This is a genomic window from Arthrobacter sp. W4I7 (assembly GCF_030816215.1).
Lineage (GTDB): Bacteria > Actinomycetota > Actinomycetes > Actinomycetales > Micrococcaceae > Arthrobacter > Arthrobacter siccitolerans_A.
This window is the reverse complement of record NZ_JAUSXU010000001.1, coordinates 3,000,933-3,018,892: the sequence shown is the minus strand read 5'-3', so window position 1 is coordinate 3,018,892 and position 17,960 is coordinate 3,000,933. Positions and strand designations below refer to the sequence as shown.

At 66.6% G+C, this 17,960-nt stretch carries 17 protein-coding genes and 2 riboswitches; of the genes, 9 read left to right on the top strand and 8 right to left on the bottom strand.

What is annotated here, in order from left to right; translation table 11 throughout:
- Positions 1 to 54 precede the first annotated feature (54 nt).
- Positions 55 to 843 carry a DeoR/GlpR family DNA-binding transcription regulator gene (locus tag QF047_RS13810; RefSeq protein WP_306638813.1) on the top strand — a complete coding sequence of 263 codons (789 nt, stop codon included), beginning with the start codon at positions 55 to 57 and terminating at the stop codon, positions 841 to 843.
- A gap of 94 nt (positions 844 to 937) precedes the next feature.
- A complete protein-coding gene (locus QF047_RS13805) occupies positions 938 to 1,717 on the top strand; it encodes a CPBP family intramembrane glutamic endopeptidase (RefSeq protein WP_307278016.1) in 780 nt (259 codons plus the stop codon).
- 116 nt (positions 1,718 to 1,833) lie between these two features.
- On the opposite strand, the gene QF047_RS13800 is transcribed toward QF047_RS13805, so the two are convergent.
- Both QF047_RS13800 and QF047_RS13795 read right to left on the bottom strand, forming a co-directional pair.
- Positions 1,834 to 3,321 (bottom strand): HNH endonuclease signature motif containing protein, encoded by a 1,488-nt coding sequence (locus QF047_RS13800; protein ID WP_307278012.1) that lies wholly within the window; start codon positions 3,319 to 3,321, stop codon positions 1,834 to 1,836.
- A 227-nt stretch (positions 3,322 to 3,548) separates the two neighbouring features.
- A complete protein-coding gene (locus tag QF047_RS13795; protein ID WP_307278009.1) occupies positions 3,549 to 4,187 on the bottom strand; it encodes a VOC family protein in 639 nt (212 codons plus the stop codon).
- 161 nt (positions 4,188 to 4,348) lie between these two features.
- A riboswitch (SAM riboswitch) is annotated at positions 4,349 to 4,464 on the top strand.
- Positions 4,465 to 4,508: 44 nt separating this feature from the next.
- On the opposite strand from QF047_RS13795, the gene QF047_RS13790 reads away from it, so the two are divergent.
- Entirely contained in the window at positions 4,509 to 5,834 is a 1,326-nt protein-coding gene (locus QF047_RS13790) for a bifunctional o-acetylhomoserine/o-acetylserine sulfhydrylase (RefSeq protein WP_307278006.1), read from the top strand.
- A 110-nt stretch (positions 5,835 to 5,944) separates the two neighbouring features.
- A riboswitch (SAM riboswitch) is annotated at positions 5,945 to 6,060 on the top strand.
- 12 nt (positions 6,061 to 6,072) lie between these two features.
- Positions 6,073 to 7,188 (top strand): homoserine O-acetyltransferase, encoded by a 1,116-nt coding sequence (locus QF047_RS13785; protein WP_307278004.1) that lies wholly within the window; start codon positions 6,073 to 6,075, stop codon positions 7,186 to 7,188.
- A gap of 55 nt (positions 7,189 to 7,243) precedes the next feature.
- Here the strand turns inward: QF047_RS13785 and QF047_RS13780 are convergent, their stop codons facing one another.
- Genes QF047_RS13780 through QF047_RS13770 form a run of 3 tightly spaced genes read right to left on the bottom strand, consistent with a single transcriptional unit; the run spans position 7,244 to position 9,909 of the window.
- Positions 7,244 to 7,798 (bottom strand): hypothetical protein, encoded by a 555-nt coding sequence (locus QF047_RS13780; protein ID WP_306638819.1) that lies wholly within the window; start codon positions 7,796 to 7,798, stop codon positions 7,244 to 7,246.
- Between the two features lie 32 nt (positions 7,799 to 7,830).
- The gene (locus QF047_RS13775) at positions 7,831 to 9,054 is read right to left on the bottom strand and encodes a winged helix DNA-binding domain-containing protein (protein ID WP_307278001.1); all 1,224 of its coding nucleotides are present in this window, start codon (positions 9,052 to 9,054) and stop codon (positions 7,831 to 7,833) included.
- A 57-nt stretch (positions 9,055 to 9,111) separates the two neighbouring features.
- Positions 9,112 to 9,909 (bottom strand): SGNH/GDSL hydrolase family protein, encoded by a 798-nt coding sequence (locus QF047_RS13770; RefSeq protein ID WP_306639287.1) that lies wholly within the window; start codon positions 9,907 to 9,909, stop codon positions 9,112 to 9,114.
- 149 nt (positions 9,910 to 10,058) lie between these two features.
- Here QF047_RS13770 and QF047_RS13765 point away from each other — a divergent pair, with 149 nt between their 5' ends.
- Positions 10,059 to 10,709 carry an alpha/beta hydrolase gene (locus tag QF047_RS13765; protein WP_307277998.1) on the top strand — a complete coding sequence of 217 codons (651 nt, stop codon included), beginning with the start codon at positions 10,059 to 10,061 and terminating at the stop codon, positions 10,707 to 10,709.
- A gap of 70 nt (positions 10,710 to 10,779) precedes the next feature.
- On the opposite strand, the gene QF047_RS13760 is transcribed toward QF047_RS13765, so the two are convergent.
- The gene (locus tag QF047_RS13760) at positions 10,780 to 11,007 is read right to left on the bottom strand and encodes an RNA-binding S4 domain-containing protein (RefSeq protein ID WP_307277995.1); all 228 of its coding nucleotides are present in this window, start codon (positions 11,005 to 11,007) and stop codon (positions 10,780 to 10,782) included.
- A 32-nt stretch (positions 11,008 to 11,039) separates the two neighbouring features.
- Between QF047_RS13760 and QF047_RS13755 the strand changes: the two genes are divergently transcribed.
- The 3 genes from QF047_RS13755 to QF047_RS13745 all read left to right on the top strand — a co-directional run bounded on the left by QF047_RS13755 (position 11,040) and on the right by QF047_RS13745 (position 14,611).
- Positions 11,040 to 12,062 (top strand): DMT family transporter, encoded by a 1,023-nt coding sequence (locus QF047_RS13755; protein WP_307277993.1) that lies wholly within the window; start codon positions 11,040 to 11,042, stop codon positions 12,060 to 12,062.
- A gap of 131 nt (positions 12,063 to 12,193) precedes the next feature.
- Positions 12,194 to 13,579, top strand: coding sequence for a glycine--tRNA ligase (locus QF047_RS13750; RefSeq protein WP_306638825.1), 1,386 nt, complete (start codon positions 12,194 to 12,196; stop codon positions 13,577 to 13,579).
- 3 nt (positions 13,580 to 13,582) lie between these two features.
- A complete protein-coding gene (locus tag QF047_RS13745) occupies positions 13,583 to 14,611 on the top strand; it encodes a GNAT family N-acetyltransferase (protein ID WP_307277989.1) in 1,029 nt (342 codons plus the stop codon).
- A gap of 97 nt (positions 14,612 to 14,708) precedes the next feature.
- Here QF047_RS13745 and QF047_RS13740 read toward each other — a convergent pair whose 3' ends face one another.
- Entirely contained in the window at positions 14,709 to 15,533 is an 825-nt protein-coding gene (locus tag QF047_RS13740) for a 1-acyl-sn-glycerol-3-phosphate acyltransferase (protein WP_307277986.1), read from the bottom strand.
- A 49-nt stretch (positions 15,534 to 15,582) separates the two neighbouring features.
- Positions 15,583 to 16,341 (bottom strand): alpha/beta hydrolase, encoded by a 759-nt coding sequence (locus QF047_RS13735; RefSeq protein ID WP_307277983.1) that lies wholly within the window; start codon positions 16,339 to 16,341, stop codon positions 15,583 to 15,585.
- Between the two features lie 84 nt (positions 16,342 to 16,425).
- Here QF047_RS13735 and QF047_RS13730 point away from each other — a divergent pair, with 84 nt between their 5' ends.
- Positions 16,426 to 17,901, top strand: coding sequence for a YibE/F family protein (locus QF047_RS13730; protein ID WP_307277980.1), 1,476 nt, complete (start codon positions 16,426 to 16,428; stop codon positions 17,899 to 17,901).
- Positions 17,902 to 17,960 lie beyond the last annotated feature (59 nt).

The following is a 17,960-nucleotide window of genomic DNA, read 5'->3' as shown; positions in this document are numbered from 1 at the left end:
TATGATCAGAAAGCGTCATCGAAGCTGGTGGCGGGAGTATTTGGAGGCTTTTGCATGACCCGCACCGACCGCCTGACGGCAATCCTTGACCTCCTCGCCAAAACCGGCCAGGTGGAGGTCGAAGAGATCGTCAGCAGTCTCCACGTCTCGCCTGCCACTGCCCGGCGCGACCTGGACAGCCTGGCCAAACGCCGGCTGCTCACCAGGACCCGGGGCGGAGCGACCACAGGGGCGCTGGCCTACGACCTGCCCGGCCGGTACAACCGGGACGACCACGCCGAGGCCAAGCAGCAGATTGCGCAGGCCGCTTCCGCTCTCATTGCTCCGGGCGCCGTCATTGGCCTTTGCGGCGGCACCACCAGCACGGTGCTGGCGCAGATCCTGGCCACCCGCGAGGACCTGAACGCCCCGTCCAACCAGCCCACCCTGACGGTAGTCACCAACGCCATCAACATCGCCGGGCAGTTGGCCGTGCGGCCCAACATCAAGGTCATGGTCACCGGCGGCATCCTGAATCCGCGGTCCTACGAGCTGGTGGGCCCTTACACGGACATCATCATGCAGAAGGTGGTGCTGGACATCGCGTTTATCGGGGTCAACGGCATCGATCCCGAGGTAGGGCCGACCAACACGGGTGAGGGCGAAGCCTCGGTCAACGCCCTGCTGGCCAGCAGGGCGCGTGTCTCCTACGTGCTGGCCGACTCCTCCAAAGTAGGGGTGCGCGCTTTTGCCACCATGGACGGGTACAACTTCACCCGGCTGATCACTGATGCGGGCATCTCCGCCAAGGACAAGGCCGCGTTTGAGGCCAACGGCACCGAAGTGATTGTTGCCGGCAGCTGACGCTTCCGAGCTGTAACACGTCCCTTGGGCACGGCGGGCCGGGGCACCCGGGCGCAATCAGCGCGGATCCAGAAACAGCAGGCAAGATGGGTACATGCTGGTTCCCTCCCGCCGTCGTTTGCGGATCGAAGTCTGGATAGTCCTGGGTTTGTCGCTGGGGCAGTCTGCCGTCTACTCCGTGGTGCAGCTCCTGGACAAGATGACCCGGGCGCCGCTGGCGGAAGGCACCTCCACACTCAACCGCTCACAGAGTACCCGCGAGTATTTCGACCTGACCTACCAGTTGCTGGACATCATCTTCGCGCTGGTGCCGGTGCTGCTGGTGATCTACTTCCTCACCGACCAGCGGCAGGCGGCGGCGGGCGACGGCGGCCATTCGGCTTCTGCTTTCCGAAAACTCGGGTTTAACTTTGCACGCCCGGGCCGGGACCTGCTCCAGGGGCTGGGGCTGGCGGCGGTGATCGGTATCCCGTCCCTGGGCCTCTATGCGGCGGGCCGGGCGCTGGGCATCACCACCGCCATCATTCCCAGTGCGTTGGACGCCTACTGGTGGACAGTGCCGGTGCTGATCCTGTCCGCGATCCGCCATGCCGTGGTGGAGGAAGTCATCGTGGTGGGCTACCTGCTGAACCGGTTCGGAAAGTTTGGCTGGAGCGTGCCGCTGGCCATCGCGGTGAGCTCGCTGCTGCGCGGCAGCTACCACCTTTACCAGGGCTTCGGGCCCTTCATCGGGAACGCGGTGATGGGGGTCGTCTTCGCCTGGCTGTATACCAGGACGCGACGGGTGATGCCCCTGGTGATTGCCCACGCCCTGCTGGACATCGTCGCGTTCGTTGGCTTCAGCCTCTTCGGCAAGGCAGTCGGACTGGGCTGAGGCAGCCAAGCTGGCGCAGCAAGGTGCGGTGCGACGGCGATCCCTCCGATGTTGTGAGCCTTCACTGACCCCGTGGTCGGTTTCGCTCCCCAAGTTCAGCCACCATAGGTGGTTGGTCAGGCGGGTGGGGCGTGCAGGAACCCCTCCAGGCATTCTTCTCCTGGAGAGATCCCGATGTAGACAAAATCGGGTGGGTCCCCGGACACCGCCTGCCGCTGGTTTGGCCAGTGTGGTGGTTCCCAGTCCTGGTGTTCGCTTTTGTAGTGCCGTCCGGTGGGTGAGGTCCAGCCGGGTGGTGCGGTTTTGGTGGCGGGGGTGGGTTTCCAGCCGCTGGTATGCCGTAGCCGGTGATGTTTGGGGCAGGGCTGTCCCAGATTCGATATCCCGGTAGTGCCGCCTTGATGCCAGGCGAGGATGTGGTCGGCTTCGTTGTCGAGCGAATTGTTGCTGCATCCTGGAAAGGGGCATTTGCCATCCCGCAACCTAAGCCAGTTCCGCATGGCCTGGCTGATCCGGTACTTTGTCCGGCCGATCTCCAGTGGCGCCCCGTCCCTCGGGTCCACCAGGACCCGGTAAAACGAAGCGGCCCCGTCGGCGACGAGTTGACGTGCCATCGACGGTGGAATGGGGCCGTGGCCGTCCAGCATTGCCGGCTCGTCGGTCAGGCCCATCAGGGAGAAAACCGGAACGGTGACCAGCACCTGCGCCCGGATCGACGACGACGGGCCACCCGTTCCTGCGACGACCCCGGCGCTGTCGCCACCACCGACACTTTCATCGGCACCTACCGAAGTGTTGCCGCTGCTGAGAATCGCTGTGGAGAAATTATCGGCCTTCAATTGGGCCAGGGTACGGGGCTCGTCCGGTCCCTGCATCCCCCGTGCGATGGCCGTGAGCCGGTTCCAGCCCGCCAAGGCATGCTGGGCAGGCAGGTAGGCCGAGAGCCAGGCCATGCCGTCCCGATCCGGCCGGTATTCCACCCGCCGGTCTGCCACACCCCTGGCGTGGCGCTTCTCGATGGATTCGGCGTGATGGCGTTCCCGCCAAGTCCTGGCCTTAGCTTTGAACCGGTACGCCGGCATCTCCCCGATGGTTGCCGCGTTGGCCGGCTTCGGTACCTCCTGGTCAAGGAAGTGGGCTTCCAGGGCCGCCGCACCGGCGGGGTCAAGGCTGGCCGTTTCATCAACCATGGCCAGGGCGTGCTGCCAGGTAATCGTCCCGGACTGCAACGCCGAAAGGGTGGGCGGCAACTCCTTGCACAGGGTGTGCGATGCGGCCAGGAACGCACCCGCTGCCCGGGAACCGAGGGCCAGGAGGCAGCCGATTTCCGCGGCGACAGCCATTTCAAGCGCCTGTACCGGCGCGTCCGGCGCTATGGCCTGGGCGGTATCCGCATACGTCACCGCAGCCCGCGCCTTCAAACCCGCGAACCCGGCCTCCACCACCCGCGCTCCGGCAAGAATGTCCAGGCACCCATCAGCCAGTCCGGCCAGGGGATCAGCAACCGAGAATGGCTCCGAACCCCAGCCGTCCACCTCGGCATTGAGCACAGCAAGAGCGGCCTTGATGTCCTCAAACGCCTTAGCCACCGCCGCTTTCCCCATAAACCCATCATGACAAGGGGTTACGACAATTTGTCGGGCTCCGCGAGCGAGGTGTACAGCAGAAGTTGCGTGAGCTTAAAGGCAGAAATGGATTCGGCCGCCATCGGCAGGTGACGCCGTTGTCACAAGCTGATGGCGGCCGAAGTTTGGAAGATCAGGCGCCCAGGCCGAAACCGGGCACACCACTGCGATGCCCGGGCGCCAGTGCCCGGGCATCGTAAGGAGGGTTAGATGGTGACGGCTCCGGTGGAGGTTTCGAAGGTGACGGACAGGATGCCGGGCGTTCCGTGCGGAGCCACCCAATCGACGGCCACATCCTCGAGCGGCTTCTCCACGGGCTCGCCCAGCCACTCGGTGACGCGTGCCGCCGAGCCGGCAATGGTCAGGCAGCTCATCTTGACGTTGCTCTCGTAGGCATTGGACGGGTGCAGGGACGGATCGCCCTCCCACTTGAGCATGTAGGGGACCTGGGGGTCGGCGATCAGGCCGAGGATGCCAATCTGCTGCCAGACGAGTTCGCGGCCGTCCGGAAACTTGCGGTTGCCGTTCACCGCGGAGCGTCCGAGCCGCTCCTCGAACGGGGCGAGGTCGTCCACTTCGACGCACCAGCCCATCCAGCCGCCGCCCGCAGCAGACCGCGCACGCACAGCCTGTCCGAAGGGGGCCTTGTCTGAAGCAGGGTGGTCCAGGACCTCCACGACTTCAAGGTACTTGTGGCCGGCGAGCGGGATAATCATGTTGCGGGTGCCGAACCGGGGGTGTACCCCACCCTTCACTGCCTCAACGCCGAGGGCAGAGGAAATTCGTTCGGTAGTGGCCGCCAGGCCATCGTGTTCACAGGCGTAAGAGACGTGATCCATGCGCATGCCATCATCTTGGCACTTTGTGATCGGGCTCTCAGCTAAGGTTACCCTTACTGGGGATCTTCGTTTGTTAACCCCCGCAAAACGGCGCCCGCGGAAATCTTCTGGACCATGTTCGTCACAATCCTGTCCGGCGCCGGGTGCGTGTTCCTACACTGGGCTCAGGTCATGAGTGCCAGCATCAAGCCCCGGCTCGCTGGCCGGCAACCCTCCAACCGCGGTGGGGTGCCCCGGGTGAGGACCTGGCTGTCCGGCAAGGGCCGGATGGCAAGCGCGGCCCGCATGCTTCGAGCATGCCCGGGCCCATGTCAAAGGAGCCTTGAATTGTCCAACGGATGGTCCTTCGAAACCCGCCAGATCCATGTTGGGCAGGAGCCGGACAGCGCCACCGGCGCCCGCGCCCTCCCCATCTACCAGACCACGTCCTTTGTGTTCCCGAGCGCGGAAAGTGCTGCCAACCGCTTCGCACTTGCCGAGCTGGCTCCCATCTACACCAGGATCGGCAACCCCACCCAGGAAGCCGTGGAACAGCGGATCGCCAGCCTTGAAGGCGGCCTGGGGGCCTTGCTGCTCAGCTCCGGGCAGGCCGCAGAGACGTTTGCCATCCTGAACATCGCCGAGGCGGGGGACCACATCGTGGCCAGCCCCAGCCTCTACGGCGGCACCTACAACCTCTTCGCCCACACCCTGAAGAAGTTCGGCATCTCGGTCACTTTTGTGGCAGACCCGGACAACCTGGACCAGTGGCGTGACGCCGTCCAGCCCAACACCAAGCTCTTCTTCGGCGAGGTGGTTTCCAACCCGCGGCAGGACGTCCTGGACATCGAAGGAGTGTCCCAGGTTGCCCATGACGCCGGCGTGCCCCTGGTCGTGGACAACACCCTGTCCACCCCGTACTTGATCCGGCCGCTGGAATGGGGCGCAGACATCGTGGTGCACTCGGCCACCAAATACCTGGGCGGCCACGGTGCTGCCATCGCCGGCGTGATCGTGGACTCCGGAAAGTTCGACTTCGGCAAGGACCCGCAGAAGTTCCCCGGTTTCAACACCCCGGACCCCACCTACAACGGGCTGGTGTACGCCCGCGACCTCGGCGCCGACGGAGCGCTGGGCGCCAACCTGTCCTACATCCTCAAGGCCCGGGTCCAGTTGCTGCGCGACCTCGGTTCTGCGGTGTCGCCGTTCAACGCCTTCCTGATTGCCCAGGGACTGGAGACGCTGAGCCTGCGGGTGGAACGGCACGTGGCTAACGCCGTGGACGTTGCCCGGTGGCTGGAAGGAAGGGACGACGTCGAATCCGTCGCCTACGCCGGGCTGCCCTCCAGCCCCTGGTACGAGCGCGGCCGCAAGTACGGCCCGAAGGGTACCGGCGCCATCGTGTCGTTCAACCTGGCCGGCGGGGCCGAGGCCGGGAAGCGCTTCGTGGACGCCCTGGAGCTGCACTCCCACGTGGCAAACATCGGTGACGTCCGCTCCCTGGTGATCCATCCGGCGTCGACCACGCACAGCCAGCTCTCCCCGGAGCAGCAGGAAATTGCCGGCGTGACCCCCGGACTGGTGCGACTTTCGGTGGGAATCGAACACATCGATGACATCCTGGCGGACCTCGAAGCCGGTTTCAGGGCGGCCAAGGAGGCCAGCGGCGCTTGATCCGCGGGCAGGCGCCCTGATCCAGACGGCCACCAGCGGCGACAAGCCGGGAAGTCACAACCAGTCACACTCTTGGCGGGAGGCCGGGGCTGTTTCGTACACTCGATGCAGGTCATGAGTGCCAGTGACAGCCCCGGCTTGCTGGCCGGCAACCCTCCTACCGCGGTGGGGTGCCCCGGGTGAAGACCTGGCCTGCCGGTCAGACGACGGCAGGCAAGCGCGTAGAAGAGGTCTTGCCATGACGGTTACCGTCACCCGTACCACTGTTCCCGAGCATGGGATTGTCCGCTATGCCTCCATCGGGGGACTCAAGCTGGAAGCCGGCGGATACCTGCCGGATGTCACCCTGGCCTACGAGACCTGGGGCACGCTGAATGAGGACGGCAGCAATGCAGTCCTGATCGAGCACGCGCTCACCGGCAGCACCCACGTGACAAGGGGCGACACGGATGAGCCCGGTTGGTGGGAACAGCTCGCGGGACCGGGTGCGCCCGTGGACACCGACCAGTTCTTCGTCGTCTCAATCAACATTGTGGGCGGCTGCTACGGGTCCACCGGGCCGTCGTCGCCCGCACCTGACGGCAAACCCTGGGGCTCCCGGTTCCCGCTGGTGACCCTCCGGGACACCAGCGAGGCGGAGGCCCGGCTGGCGGACCAGCTGGGCATCAGCAGCTGGTTTGCCGTACTGGGCGGCTCGATGGGCGGCGCACGTGCGCTGGAATGGGCGGTGACATATCCGGAACGAGTGCAGCGCTGTGCCGTGATTTCCGTGGGGGCCGCGAGTACCGCCGAGCAGATCGCCTTCGCCCAGGCACAGACTCTCGCCATCCGCCAGGACGCTAACTTCAACGGCGGTGACTACTACGGCGGGCCATTGCCGGAGGATGGCCTGGCCCTGGCCCGGCGCATTGCCCACATCACGTACCGTTCGCCGCTGGAACTGGACGGACGCTTCGGCCGGGCACCGCAGGCCCCCGAATCGCCCTTCCAGGGCGGGCAGCTCGCGGCGCGCGGGCGCTACCAGGTGGAGAGCTACCTGGACCATCAGGGCACCAAGCTGGTCCAGCGCTTCGACGCCAACAGCTACATCGCCATCACCGAAGCGCTGATGAGCCACGACATCTGCCGTGGCCGAGGACCCCTCGAGCAAACCCTGTCCCGTGCCGATGCGCGGTTCTTCGTAGCCGCCGTGGATTCGGACCGGCTCTACTTCCCGTCCCAGTCCTTGGAGCTGGCCCGGGCCCTCCCCGGAGACGTGGACGTCCACTTCATCGAGGCGCCCATCGGTCACGACGGATTCCTCACGGAAATAGGCCAGCTGGGAAACCAGCTCCGGACAGGTTTCCTGGTCTGACGGCGGGCTGGTCTGACCGCTGCCTGGCCTGGCTGGTTCCTGGCCTGGCTGCTTCCTAGCCGTTCATGATCTCGCTGCGGCGGGCCATGTAATCCTCCATGGAGAGCTCGCCGTTGCTGTACTTCTGGTCCAGTTCCGCAAGCTTGCGCGCGCGGTAGCCCTGCGGGGCCGACGGCGGAGGGGGAGTGGCCGGGGCCGCGGGCTGCTGCGGGGCTTCTTCGGGCTGGCCGGGCAGGGGCTGTCCGTGCTGTCCGTAACCGGGCTGTCCGTAGCCGGGCTGGCCAAACGTCGGCTGCCCGTAGGGCGGGAACTGCTGGTCCATCGGCGGGACCGGCTGAACGGGCGGCAGCGGCGAGCCCGGGAGGGGCTGGGGCTGGTCAAGCTGCCGGAATCCGCCACCGAAGTAGTCCTGCTGGGTGAAACCGTCCCGGGGCTGGTTGCTCTGCGGGCCGTTGGAACCGGGGTACATGCCGCCGCCCGGGAACTGGTCCGGGTAGCGTCCCGAAAAGCTCTGCTCGTGGTTCCTGCGGGCCACGGACTTCCGGTACATCCGCATGGCCATCGGGACCAGGAACGACAAGACGATGATCCAGAAAAACAAGTTGCTCACGGTGCCGTGCCTCTCATTGGTGTCCTTCCAGCTTAAGCCCGGGCTTGCACGCGGACCGTGCGGAGCTCCATAAAGGCGCCATACCTATCCACGGCTTCCTGAACTGCCGCAGCCAGCGGAGAGCCGGGAGCGGCATCCGCAGAGGAGAGGCGGATGTCCAGTTCGCACCGGCCCGGAAGCAGCGTGTGCCGCCATGATCCGGCCATCCGCCCGTCCAGCAGCACCACATGCATGGGTTCGCCCTTGAACGGAAAGGCCGGCGCCCCGCCTCCCATGTAATGCCGCGTGGCGGAATAGCCCATCACATACTCGTCGTAGCACTGGATCAGGTCTATCCGCGGCCGGACTTCCGAAGCACCACCAACGCCAGCACCATCAGCGCCGGCGCCACCAGCACCAGCGCCGGCCCCGGCGGCGTCGAGGCTTCCCGCGTCCAGACTTCCGTCGTCACTCCCCGCATCGAAGTAGACAACGACGCCGTCAATCACCGTTTCGGCCAGGGCTTTGGAGTGCGCCTCGACAGTGAGTTGCAGGCCCTTGCGGACGTCCGTCATGGTCAGCCCGGACCAGTCGGCGCAGTCCTTGACCGTCGCCGGGCCCCGGCTGGTGAAATAGCGGCGGGCCAATTCGGCGAGTGCTTCAGGCCCGCCGGGCGCAGGTTCCGCCCCGACGGGCACCCGCTCGTCGAAAAGCGCATACGTCTGCTTCAACGCCCCGCCCGCGCTGCGCACGGGCCTGCCGCTCACCAGGACGCCGCTGATTTCGGCGTGCATGATCAGGTAGGCAAGCTGCAGGCCCTTGGCCGGGAACCCGGCGTCGTGAAGGCTCGCGGCGAGGCCTTCCCGGGACAGGTGGTTCCCGCCCGCAACCGCGCCGGCCAGGACCTCGTCACTCCGGGCGGCAACGGCTGCATCGATGCCGGTGTGCCGGTACGTGGCGGCATTGGCTTGCTCGAGCCGCGGTGCGGAAAGCGCCAGAAGCCAGCGGAGATCATCCCGGTGGACAAAATGCCAAGTGGGCCGGAGGATATGCGTCCGCAGGATCCGCCCGTCTGCCACGGACTGCTCGATGTCCGCCGCGGTAACGGCTGGTGCAGCTGCGGCTGACACGCGCTGCGCCAAACTCCACCGGGCGTAGGTGAACTCCTGCGCTTGCACGGCGAGCAGCGCCCGCAGGGCTGTCTCCGGGGATGCGGCGCCGGGGTCGCGGAGCAGCTGCGACCGCAGCCGCCGCCGCGCCACCTGCTCCGGTTCCATGCACAACCCCTTGAAACTACTCAGCTGCCCGCACAGGCCGTCACCACAATCACTCTGCTAGCGCCGGGCAGCCTCGGTGGTCCCGAGCGGACCCTCGCCGGAACCCAACGGAACGCCCGGGCCGAACACAGGTCCCGGCGTCGGCCGCTTTGCGCTGATCCCGTCACCCGAGGACTGGTGCCGCAGCCGGCGCAGCACCCAGGGCACAAAGTACTCGCGCGCCCAGACGAGGTCCCCGGAGCGTGCCTCGCGCCAGGTCTGCGGCGGCAGTGGCTTGGGCTGCAGCGGCTTCAGCGTGTGCTCCACATTCAGTGCATCCAGGACCATGGCCGCGATGGTGTGGTGGCCCAGCGGCGAGAAGTGAAGCCGGTCCACGTCCCACATTTGGGGGTCGCTGAGCTGGCGCAGGGACCACATATCGGCGATGATCGCGTCGTGCCGCGCAGCAACCGTCCGCAGGTTCTCGTTATAGATGGCCACCTTGCTGCGGATCCTGCCCAGTACCGAGGAACCCGTGTCCGGGCCGTTGAAGAGGACCACGGTGGCGCCGCCCAGAGCCAGGAGCTGGACCACGGAATCGAGTTTCTCGGCCAGGGCGTCGGGGTCGCCGCCCGGGCGGAGCAGGTCGTTGCCTCCGGCGGAGAGGGTCACCAGGTCCGGCTTCAGCGCCAGGCACGGGGCCAGTTGTTGGTCCACCACTTGTTGGACCAACCGGCCACGCACCGCAAGGTTCGCATAGGCAAAGTCGGGCTTGGTGCGGCTGAGTTCCTCCGCCACCCTGTCGGCCCAGCCGCGGTAGCCGCCGGGGCTTGAGGGCTCGGGGTCGCCGATGCCCTCGGTAAAGGAATCGCCCATTGCCACGTACCGGGTCCAGGGGTGGGATCCGGCAGGGGCAGCGGCCGTCTGAAAGGTACTCGCGTCAGTCACGGTCCTATCCTGCCTTCCGTTTCGGAAGCTACGCGAACGTAGGTTGTTACCTTCGGGTAACTGTAAGAATGGAAACCATGACTGAAGCCGAAGTATTTCCTGCCCCTGTTGTTTTGTGGTCCCATCCCGAGGACCAGCGCGACGGCAAGCCGCTGCTGGTGCTGCTGCACGGCTACGGCGCCAACGAACAGGATCTGCTCAGCCTGGCCGACCTGCTTCCGGATGACTTCGCAGTCGCTTCCGTCCGGGCTCCGATCGCCATGGGCCCCGGCTTCACCTGGTTCCCGCTCACGGCGTCCATCGATTATTCCCTGGACCGGGTGAAGGCAGCTTCGTCGTTTGTGCTCGACTGGATCGACACCATCAAGGCGGGGCACCCCTCGGTGACCCTGCTCGGCTTTTCGATGGGCATGGCCATGGCCACCACGCTCCTGCGGCAGCGGCCCACGGACTTCGCAGCCGTCGTCGGCCTGTCAGGTTTTGTGGTGGATGCCGGGGACGATCCCAGCTTCAGGGACTCCGAACTGGACGGCACCGTCCCACTGTTCTGGGGCCGCGACCAGCAGGACCCCGTCATCACGCCGGACAAGATCGAATACACCATGGGCTGGGTCCGCCGGCACGTTAATCTCACCAAGGTGCTGTACACGGGCATGTGGCACGGGATCAACCAGCAGGAGATCGGGCACGTGGCCGAGTTCCTCACGCATGAGGTGCTGAAGAAGTAGGAGTACGACGGCGGGCGGCACCGTGTGCTGCCAGGCCTTCCGGGCGTGGGGGGGCGGGCGAGGCAGCCGGTCAGGCCTCCGGCGCGACGACTTTCACCGTCTGGTTGTTCACCGTAACCGTGTCCCCGTTGTGCAGCTGGCGGCCGCGGCGGTCGTCAATTTCCCCGTTGACCTTAACGAGCCCGTTTTTGATCAGCTCCGCCGCCTCCACGCCGTCCTCCACGAGGTTGGCGAGCTTCAGGAGCTGGCCAAGGCGGATCATACTGTCGCGGATGGGGACCTCTTCAACGTTGCTCATGAAGCAATAATGCCTGACGTAATGTGGATGCAATGACCTCCTCCCACCGCCTGCCCCTGCTCGCAGGCCTGCCGCTGGCGGTGGGCTCGGGCCTTGCCATTCCAGTCCAGGGCCGCATCAACGGTGCGCTGGGCGCCCGGTTGAACGACGGCATCGCCGCGTCCGTGGTGAGTTTCAGCACAGGCCTCCTGGTGATGATCCTCATCTCGCTGCTCCTGCCGCGGGGCCGCGCCGGGCTGGTGGGCATCCTTCCCGCTGTCCGGAACAGGGCTTTTCCCCGGGTCTACGTCCTCGCCGGCGGCATCGGCGCACTCTTCGTCTTCGCCCAGTCCTTCACCGTGGGCCTCCTCGGCGTTGCCCTCTTCACCGTGGCCACCGTCACCGGCCAGACCGTTAGCGGACTGCTGGTTGACCGGCTGGGGATCGGGCCCGCCGGCAAGAAATCGGTCACCGGGATCCGGATCATTGGCTGCCTGCTGACCATAGCGGCCGTCGCCTGGGCCGTTTCGCCCCGCTTCACCGGAGCTGCGGGCGGCACGGGAGCCGCCGGTGCCGCCGGTGCACCCGACGCCGGCCCGTCCGCCTTGCTTCTTCCGCTCCTGCTGCCCGTGCTGGCAGGCTTCCTGATGAGCTTCCAGCAGGCCATGAACGGGACGGCCACTGTCCATTACGGCACTCCCATTGCCGCCACCCTGGTCAATTTTGTTGCCGGCTGCCTGGTGCTCTGGACCGCCTACGGCATCAAACTGGCGGTGGCCGGGCCGGGCAGCCCGCTGCCGGGGGAGTGGTGGTACTACGTGGGCGGCCCGATGGGCTGTGTGTTCATCGGCCTGGGCGCGCTGCTGGTCCGCAGCCTGGGCGTGCTGGTCACAGGGCTGGGCATGATCGCCGGCCAGCTGCTCGGCTCGCTGGCACTGGATGTGATCCTGCCCGCGCCTGGAACGGTGGTGGCGCCGGCCACCGTGCTGGGAACCATCCTGACACTGGCCGCCATCGTCCTGGCAACCCTGCCCTGGCCGCGGGGAGCGTTCCGAAGACAGGCACCGGTAGGCTAGGACACGCAGCTTTCACGCATCTTTCCTTCATCCGCCCCTCCCGGCAGCCAGCGGTGCTCACCGTTGGCGCAACCGGGGCCTGAAAACCGCGGACCGCACCCAGCGGCCCTGTAGAAATTGGAGTTACCCCTATGGCAGCAAAATCCGTACTCGACCAGGTCATTTCCCTCTCCAAGCGGAGGGGCTTTGTGTTCCAGGCCGGTGAGATCTACGGAGGTTCGCGTTCTGCCTGGGACTACGGGCCCCTCGGCGCCGAACTGAAGGAAAACATCAAGCGCCAGTGGTGGCAGTCCATGGTCCGCGGCCGCGAGGACGTGGTGGGCCTGGATTCCTCCGTGATCCTGCCCCGCCAGGTCTGGGAAGCCTCCGGCCACGTTGAGGTCTTCTCCGACCCGCTGGTGGAATGCCTTTCCTGCCACAAGCGCTACCGTGCTGACCACCTCGAGGAAGAATACGAGGAAAAGAAGGGCCGCCCTGCGGAGAACGGCCTGAAGGACATTGCCTGCGCGAACTGCGGAACCCGCGGTGAATGGACCGAGCCGCAGGAATTCTCCGGCCTCCTCAAGACCTTCCTGGGCCCCGTGGCCAGCGAGGAAGGCATGCACTACCTGCGCCCGGAAACGGCCCAGGGCATCTTTGTGAACTTCAACAACGTCCTCACCACCTCCCGCAAGAAGCCGCCGTTCGGCATCGGCCAGATCGGCAAGTCCTTCCGCAACGAGATCACCCCGGGCAACTTCATCTTCCGCACCCGCGAGTTCGAGCAGATGGAAATGGAGTTCTTCGTCGAGCCCGGCACCGATGAGGAATGGCACCAGTACTGGATGAAGGAGCGCATGTCCTGGTACACCGGCCTGGGCATCCGCGAGGAGAACCTGCGCTTCTTCGAGCACCCGCTGGAAAAACTGAGCCACTACTCCAAGGGCACCACGGACATCGAGTACCGCTTCGGATTCCAGGGCTCCGAGTGGGGCGAGCTGGAAGGCATCGCCAACCGTACGGACTTTGACCTCTCCACCCACGCCAAGGCCTCCGGCACGGACCTGAGCTACTTCAACCAGGCCACCAACGAGCGCTACACCCCGTATGTGATCGAGCCCGCCGCCGGCCTCACCCGTTCCTTTATGGCGTTCCTGGTGGACGCCTACACCGAGGACGAGGCCCCCAACGCCAAGGGCGGCGTTGACGTCCGCACCGTCTTGAAGCTTGACCCGCGCCTGGCCCCGGTCAAGGCCGCCGTGCTGCCGCTGAGCCGCAACGAGGACCTGTCCCCGAAGGCCAAGGACCTCGGAACGCAGCTCCGCAAGAACTGGAACATCGACTTCGACGACGCCGGCGCCATCGGCCGCCGCTACCGCCGCCAGGACGAAATCGGCACCCCGTTCTGCATCACCGTGGACTTCGACACCCTCGAGGACCAGGCCGTGACCATCCGCGAACGGGACACCATGAGCCAGGAACGCGTCTCCTTGGACAAGGTGGAGGGCTACCTGGCCGCACGTCTGATCGGCGCCTAAGCCGTGGCCATCGAATACCGCGAATGGCGCGAGGGTGACGACCTCGCCCTCCTGGAAATCTGGGGCGGCCCTGAAACCCACCAGGCCGGGCAGTTCCGCGGCGCCCTGGCGGTGTCATCAGACGGGGTCGGCACCCCATGGCGGCGCTGCATCGTGGCCGAGGACGTCATCGACGGCGTCGGCATTCCCGTTGCGGCAGGCGTGGTGTACGAGGCATCCCTGCACCCGGAACGGCTTTGGACCTACATCGAGGTGGCCCGGGACCACCGCCGCTCCGGCATCGGTGCCACGCTCCTGACCATGCTGCGCCGCGAAACAGAACAGGCGCCGTCGGGCGTTTCCAAGCTCCGCGCCAAGGTGGAGCCGGGCACTCCGGGCGCCGCCTTCGCCGAACACTTCGGATTGTCGCCCATCCAGCGTTCCCGGCTGGTGGTGGTGGAACCGGGCGCCCTCCGGCTTCCTGTGTTCCCGGCTAACGACAGCGGCGGCGGTCCGGCCAACGACGAAAACGCCGGCTCGGACGTGGTGATGGACCTGGCCACCGGCTCCGTGGAACTGACCGACGTGGTGGGCCGCTATTACACCGCCATCCACGACTGGGATTCCCCCGGGGTACTGTCCGTGGGCCAGGTGCAGAAACTGTTCCTGGACGATCTCACCGGAGCCCACGGCGCCATCGTGCTGCGTGCCCAGCCCGAATCCGCCTTCGGTGCCGGGGTGGCGCCGAGCAAAAAGGGCCGGATCCGGGCCTTCGCCGTCAGCTACGCTGCGCCCGCGGATCCTGACGCTGCCCCGGGACGGTCTGCCGGGCAGGACGCGCCGACGGACGTGTTCGTCGGCCACGAGCCGGCGCTTGCCGCGGACGACGCTGCCGAGGCGGTCCGGGACATCCTGGCCCTGATTGCGTACCAGCACCCGGTGATGCTGGAACTGGACGACTCCATGACGGCGTTGCGCGCCGCCGTCGAGCCCCTGCTGGACAGCGGCAAGGCCCGCCTTGCCGGCCCGGAGACCCTGGTGGTCTCGGACTAACCCGCCCGGCCGGCCAAGCCACCGCCGCACCCAACTGAGTAGCGCCAAGTGTCGTTTTGACCCCTCAAAACGACACTTGGCGCTACCTACTTGGGGGTTACTTGCCGCGGGAATCACGACGCCGGCCGTTCGCAGCGTCTTCGGCGTCCAGCAGTTGCCGCTCGGCTTCGGACGGGGCGCCGCCGCCCAGGTCGGAGGGCATCCACCAGGCACCGGGCGCGGCGGGCAAGGGAAAGTCAGCGATGCAGGCATCAATTCCCGCCTGAAGCCGGGCGCGGAGTTCGGCAGTGGCGGCTTCTGCATCAACGTTCCGCGGGACGTGCAGCGGCTCACCCACCTGGACGCGGACCGGCGCACGCCAGGCCAGCCGCGGCGAAAACCCGTGGCCCCTGGTGAGCAGCAGGTGGGCGCCCCACACGGAGACCGGGATCACAGGGACGCCGGCTTCGGCGGCCATCCTGACGGCACCGGTTTTGCACTCCCGGACCTTGAAGCTCCTGCTCACGCCGCCCTCCGGGAATACCGCCAGGTACTCGCCGCCCACCAGCTTGGCCACGGCCTCGTCGAGGGCGCCGGCACGTTCGGAGTACCCCACCACCACGCTGTTGGTGGCGCTGATGGCCGGGCCTGCGAGCCAGTGGTCGGCCGCACCCTGGTGGATCATGAACCGCAGCTGCGCGTGCGCATGCTTCCACAGCACGAGTTCAGCCGCCGCGAAATCCACATAGCCGAAGTGCGTGATGGCAAAGACCGCACCGCTGCCGGGCGTCGACGCCCGGGCGATGCCCTGGCGTGGTCCGGGTGCCGGCAGGTGCTCCGTGCCGGTGACAAGGATTCTGATCTGGAAGGCCCACCGCAGGAAAAGGCCAAGGCGGACAATCAACCGGTAGAAACGGTCACTTGGCCGGGGGCGCCAAGCCATGGGGTTCCTCTCGTTTGGGATACCGGTGCAGGCAGGACGAATAAGGTGCCTACAGCGTCACCTGCACGGACGATGCGGGCAGCAGCTGGTCGAACCCGCGCGGCAGGGCCGCGTCCACTCCCGCGGACTCATTGAAGGCCTTCAGGACAAAGCCGGTGGACAGCGTGTGCCACAGCCGGATCTTGCGGAGCATGAAGTGCCCGGCGCCCTTCAAAGACACGTACTGCATCGAGGTGGCACCGGCAGCCGCGCGCCGGGCAAACGCGAGCGACGCCGAGGGGCTGGTCCACCGGTCGAAGGTGCCGTGGACAATCAGCACCTTCCTGCCGGTCACGCCGGACACCGGCGTCCCCGGGCTCAGCCATGGCGCCAGGGCCACTACCGCTTCCACTTGGGGGTGGTCCGCGGCGCAGAGGGCGGTCAGGCCGCCCATCGAATGACCTACCAGGAACACCGGGACGTCCGGGTGCTGGCTGCTGATCTGCTGGAGGGCCCACCGCGCATCCTGCAATGGCGTCATGTCCTCCCCGTTCCAGCCCCGCACGCTGTTGCGGAGGGACCACACGGCAAGCCCGTGCTGCCGGCCTGCACGGTGGATGTGCCTGGCAAAAGGCACCATCCGCGCCGGGCTCAGGTGCCGGGCCTCCACCGGCTCCCGGCTGTGGGACTTCCCGCCGTGCAGCACCAGGGCAATGCCCAGGGTGGGCACGGACGACGGCAGCACACTGAGTGCGGGCCGGTGCACCACTTCCGCGGCTGCTCCGCCCGCGTCCAAGCTGCCACTTTCCTCTGTACTGCGATTGGCCATGCCCGGTTCCTCCCCGTACTGCCGATCCATTTATCAACCCTACGGCGCCGGACGTAGAGTTCAACGTATGAGGTTCTACTGCTGATGGGGTCCGGCCACTCCCACGCGCCTACAGATCATTCGGAGCCGACCCCTGAGGCGATTGCCGCCCGGCGGCGGGCCAACCGCATCCTGGCCGCAGTGCTGATCCCGCTGGCCCTGCTGACGCTGGCGGGCATGGCGATGCTCTGGCCCTCGGGAAGCAAGGAAGGCATCTCCCTGGCCAACCCGTATTCGGCGGCCCCCGGCGTCTCCTTCGATACGGGCACCATACAGAGCGTGGTCACCGAAAACTGCATGCAGGGCGTCAGCCAGCAGAACTCCGGTGCCCAGGGCCAAACAACGCAGGGCCAAACAACGCAGGGCCAAACCCAGCAGGGCCAGGGGTCGGACTGCACGTTTGCCTTCACTGAGCCGGACAAGGGCGGAAACCCGGTGAAGGTGGTCATCAACCCGGACATCGCCATGTCCCATGGCGTCAAACCGGGCGACCAGATCCGTTACCTGAACTTGTCCAACGCGCAGGGCGCCTCGGCCGGACAGGGTTCGCCCGCCTATATCTTTGTGGACTTCGTCCGGACGCTGCCGATCGTCCTGCTCGCGTTGCTGTACGCCGCGGTGGTGATTGCCGTGGCCCGCTGGCGCGGCCTCCGGGCGCTGATCGGACTTGTCGGCGCCTACTTCGTGCTGGCCAGCTTTATGCTCCCGGGCCTGGTGGAAGGGAAACCGCCGCTCCTGCTGGCCCTGGTGGGATCCACGGTGATCATGATCGGGGTCCTGTACTTCGCCCACGGCTTCTCCGCGAGGACCTCCACAGCCCTCCTGGGCACCATCTTCGGCCTGGCGATCACAGCCCTCCTGGCGGCGTGGGCCACCGGCGCTGCCAACCTCGCGGGCGTGGGCAACCATGAGGCAACCACCCTGATGAACACCTCGGCCAACATCTCCATCTCCGGCGTGATCCTGTGCGGGCTCATCATCTCCGGGCTGGGTGTGCTCAACGACGTAACCATCACACAGTCCTCCGCGGTGTGGGAGCTGTACGAACTCGCACCGCAGAGCAGTGCACGGAAGCTCTTCACCTCAGCCATGCGGATCGGCCGCGACCACATCGCCTCCACCGTCTACACCATCGCGTTCGCCTATGCCGGCGCCGCCCTGCCGATCCTCATCATCGTGATGCTCTACGACCGTCCCCTCGCGGACACCCTCACCAGCGCGGAACTCTCCGAAGAAGTCATCCGCACCCTGGTCGGTTCTATCGGCCTGGTCCTGGCCATCCCGGTCACCACCTTGATTGCCGTGCTGGTTGTTAAGGCCACGGGTTCAGGGGCAGCTGAGGTTGACGGGTCCGGTGCCCGGGAATCGAACGACGGCGGGGGGCCGCCTTCAAGGGGACGCGTTGGTGCCGAGGCAAGAGCCCGGGCTGCTGTCGATCCGGACGATGTCACGGACACCGGTGCGCTTGCAGCCGCAGCCCTCCAAACCCGTCGGGGCCGCAGGGCCGCAGAACGAAGCTGACGGCCGCGGGTCCGGCAGCGCACGGCGGACGCGGCACCCGGAATACACGATTTGCCCGG

Coding starts and splice junctions, on each gene's coding strand:
- QF047_RS13775 (WP_307278001.1), bottom strand. CDS start 9,054: ATGGAACCGGAGCAGGTGGCGCGGCGGCGGCTGCGGTCGCAGCTGCTC.
- QF047_RS13760 (WP_307277995.1), bottom strand. CDS start 11,007: ATGAGCAACGTTGAAGAGGTCCCCATCCGCGACAGTATGATCCGCCTT.
- QF047_RS13755 (WP_307277993.1), top strand. CDS start 11,040: ATGACCTCCTCCCACCGCCTGCCCCTGCTCGCAGGCCTGCCGCTGGCG.
- QF047_RS13810 (WP_306638813.1), top strand. CDS start 55: ATGACCCGCACCGACCGCCTGACGGCAATCCTTGACCTCCTCGCCAAA.
- QF047_RS13805 (WP_307278016.1), top strand. CDS start 938: ATGCTGGTTCCCTCCCGCCGTCGTTTGCGGATCGAAGTCTGGATAGTC.
- QF047_RS13770 (WP_306639287.1), bottom strand. CDS start 9,909: ATGGGCGATTCCTTTACCGAGGGCATCGGCGACCCCGAGCCCTCAAGC.
- QF047_RS13785 (WP_307278004.1), top strand. CDS start 6,073: ATGACGGTTACCGTCACCCGTACCACTGTTCCCGAGCATGGGATTGTC.
- QF047_RS13730 (WP_307277980.1), top strand. CDS start 16,426: ATGGGGTCCGGCCACTCCCACGCGCCTACAGATCATTCGGAGCCGACC.
- QF047_RS13765 (WP_307277998.1), top strand. CDS start 10,059: ATGACTGAAGCCGAAGTATTTCCTGCCCCTGTTGTTTTGTGGTCCCAT.
- QF047_RS13800 (WP_307278012.1), bottom strand. CDS start 3,321: ATGGGGAAAGCGGCGGTGGCTAAGGCGTTTGAGGACATCAAGGCCGCT.
- QF047_RS13735 (WP_307277983.1), bottom strand. CDS start 16,341: ATGGCCAATCGCAGTACAGAGGAAAGTGGCAGCTTGGACGCGGGCGGA.
- QF047_RS13740 (WP_307277986.1), bottom strand. CDS start 15,533: ATGGCTTGGCGCCCCCGGCCAAGTGACCGTTTCTACCGGTTGATTGTC.
- QF047_RS13795 (WP_307278009.1), bottom strand. CDS start 4,187: ATGCGCATGGATCACGTCTCTTACGCCTGTGAACACGATGGCCTGGCG.
- QF047_RS13750 (WP_306638825.1), top strand. CDS start 12,194: ATGGCAGCAAAATCCGTACTCGACCAGGTCATTTCCCTCTCCAAGCGG.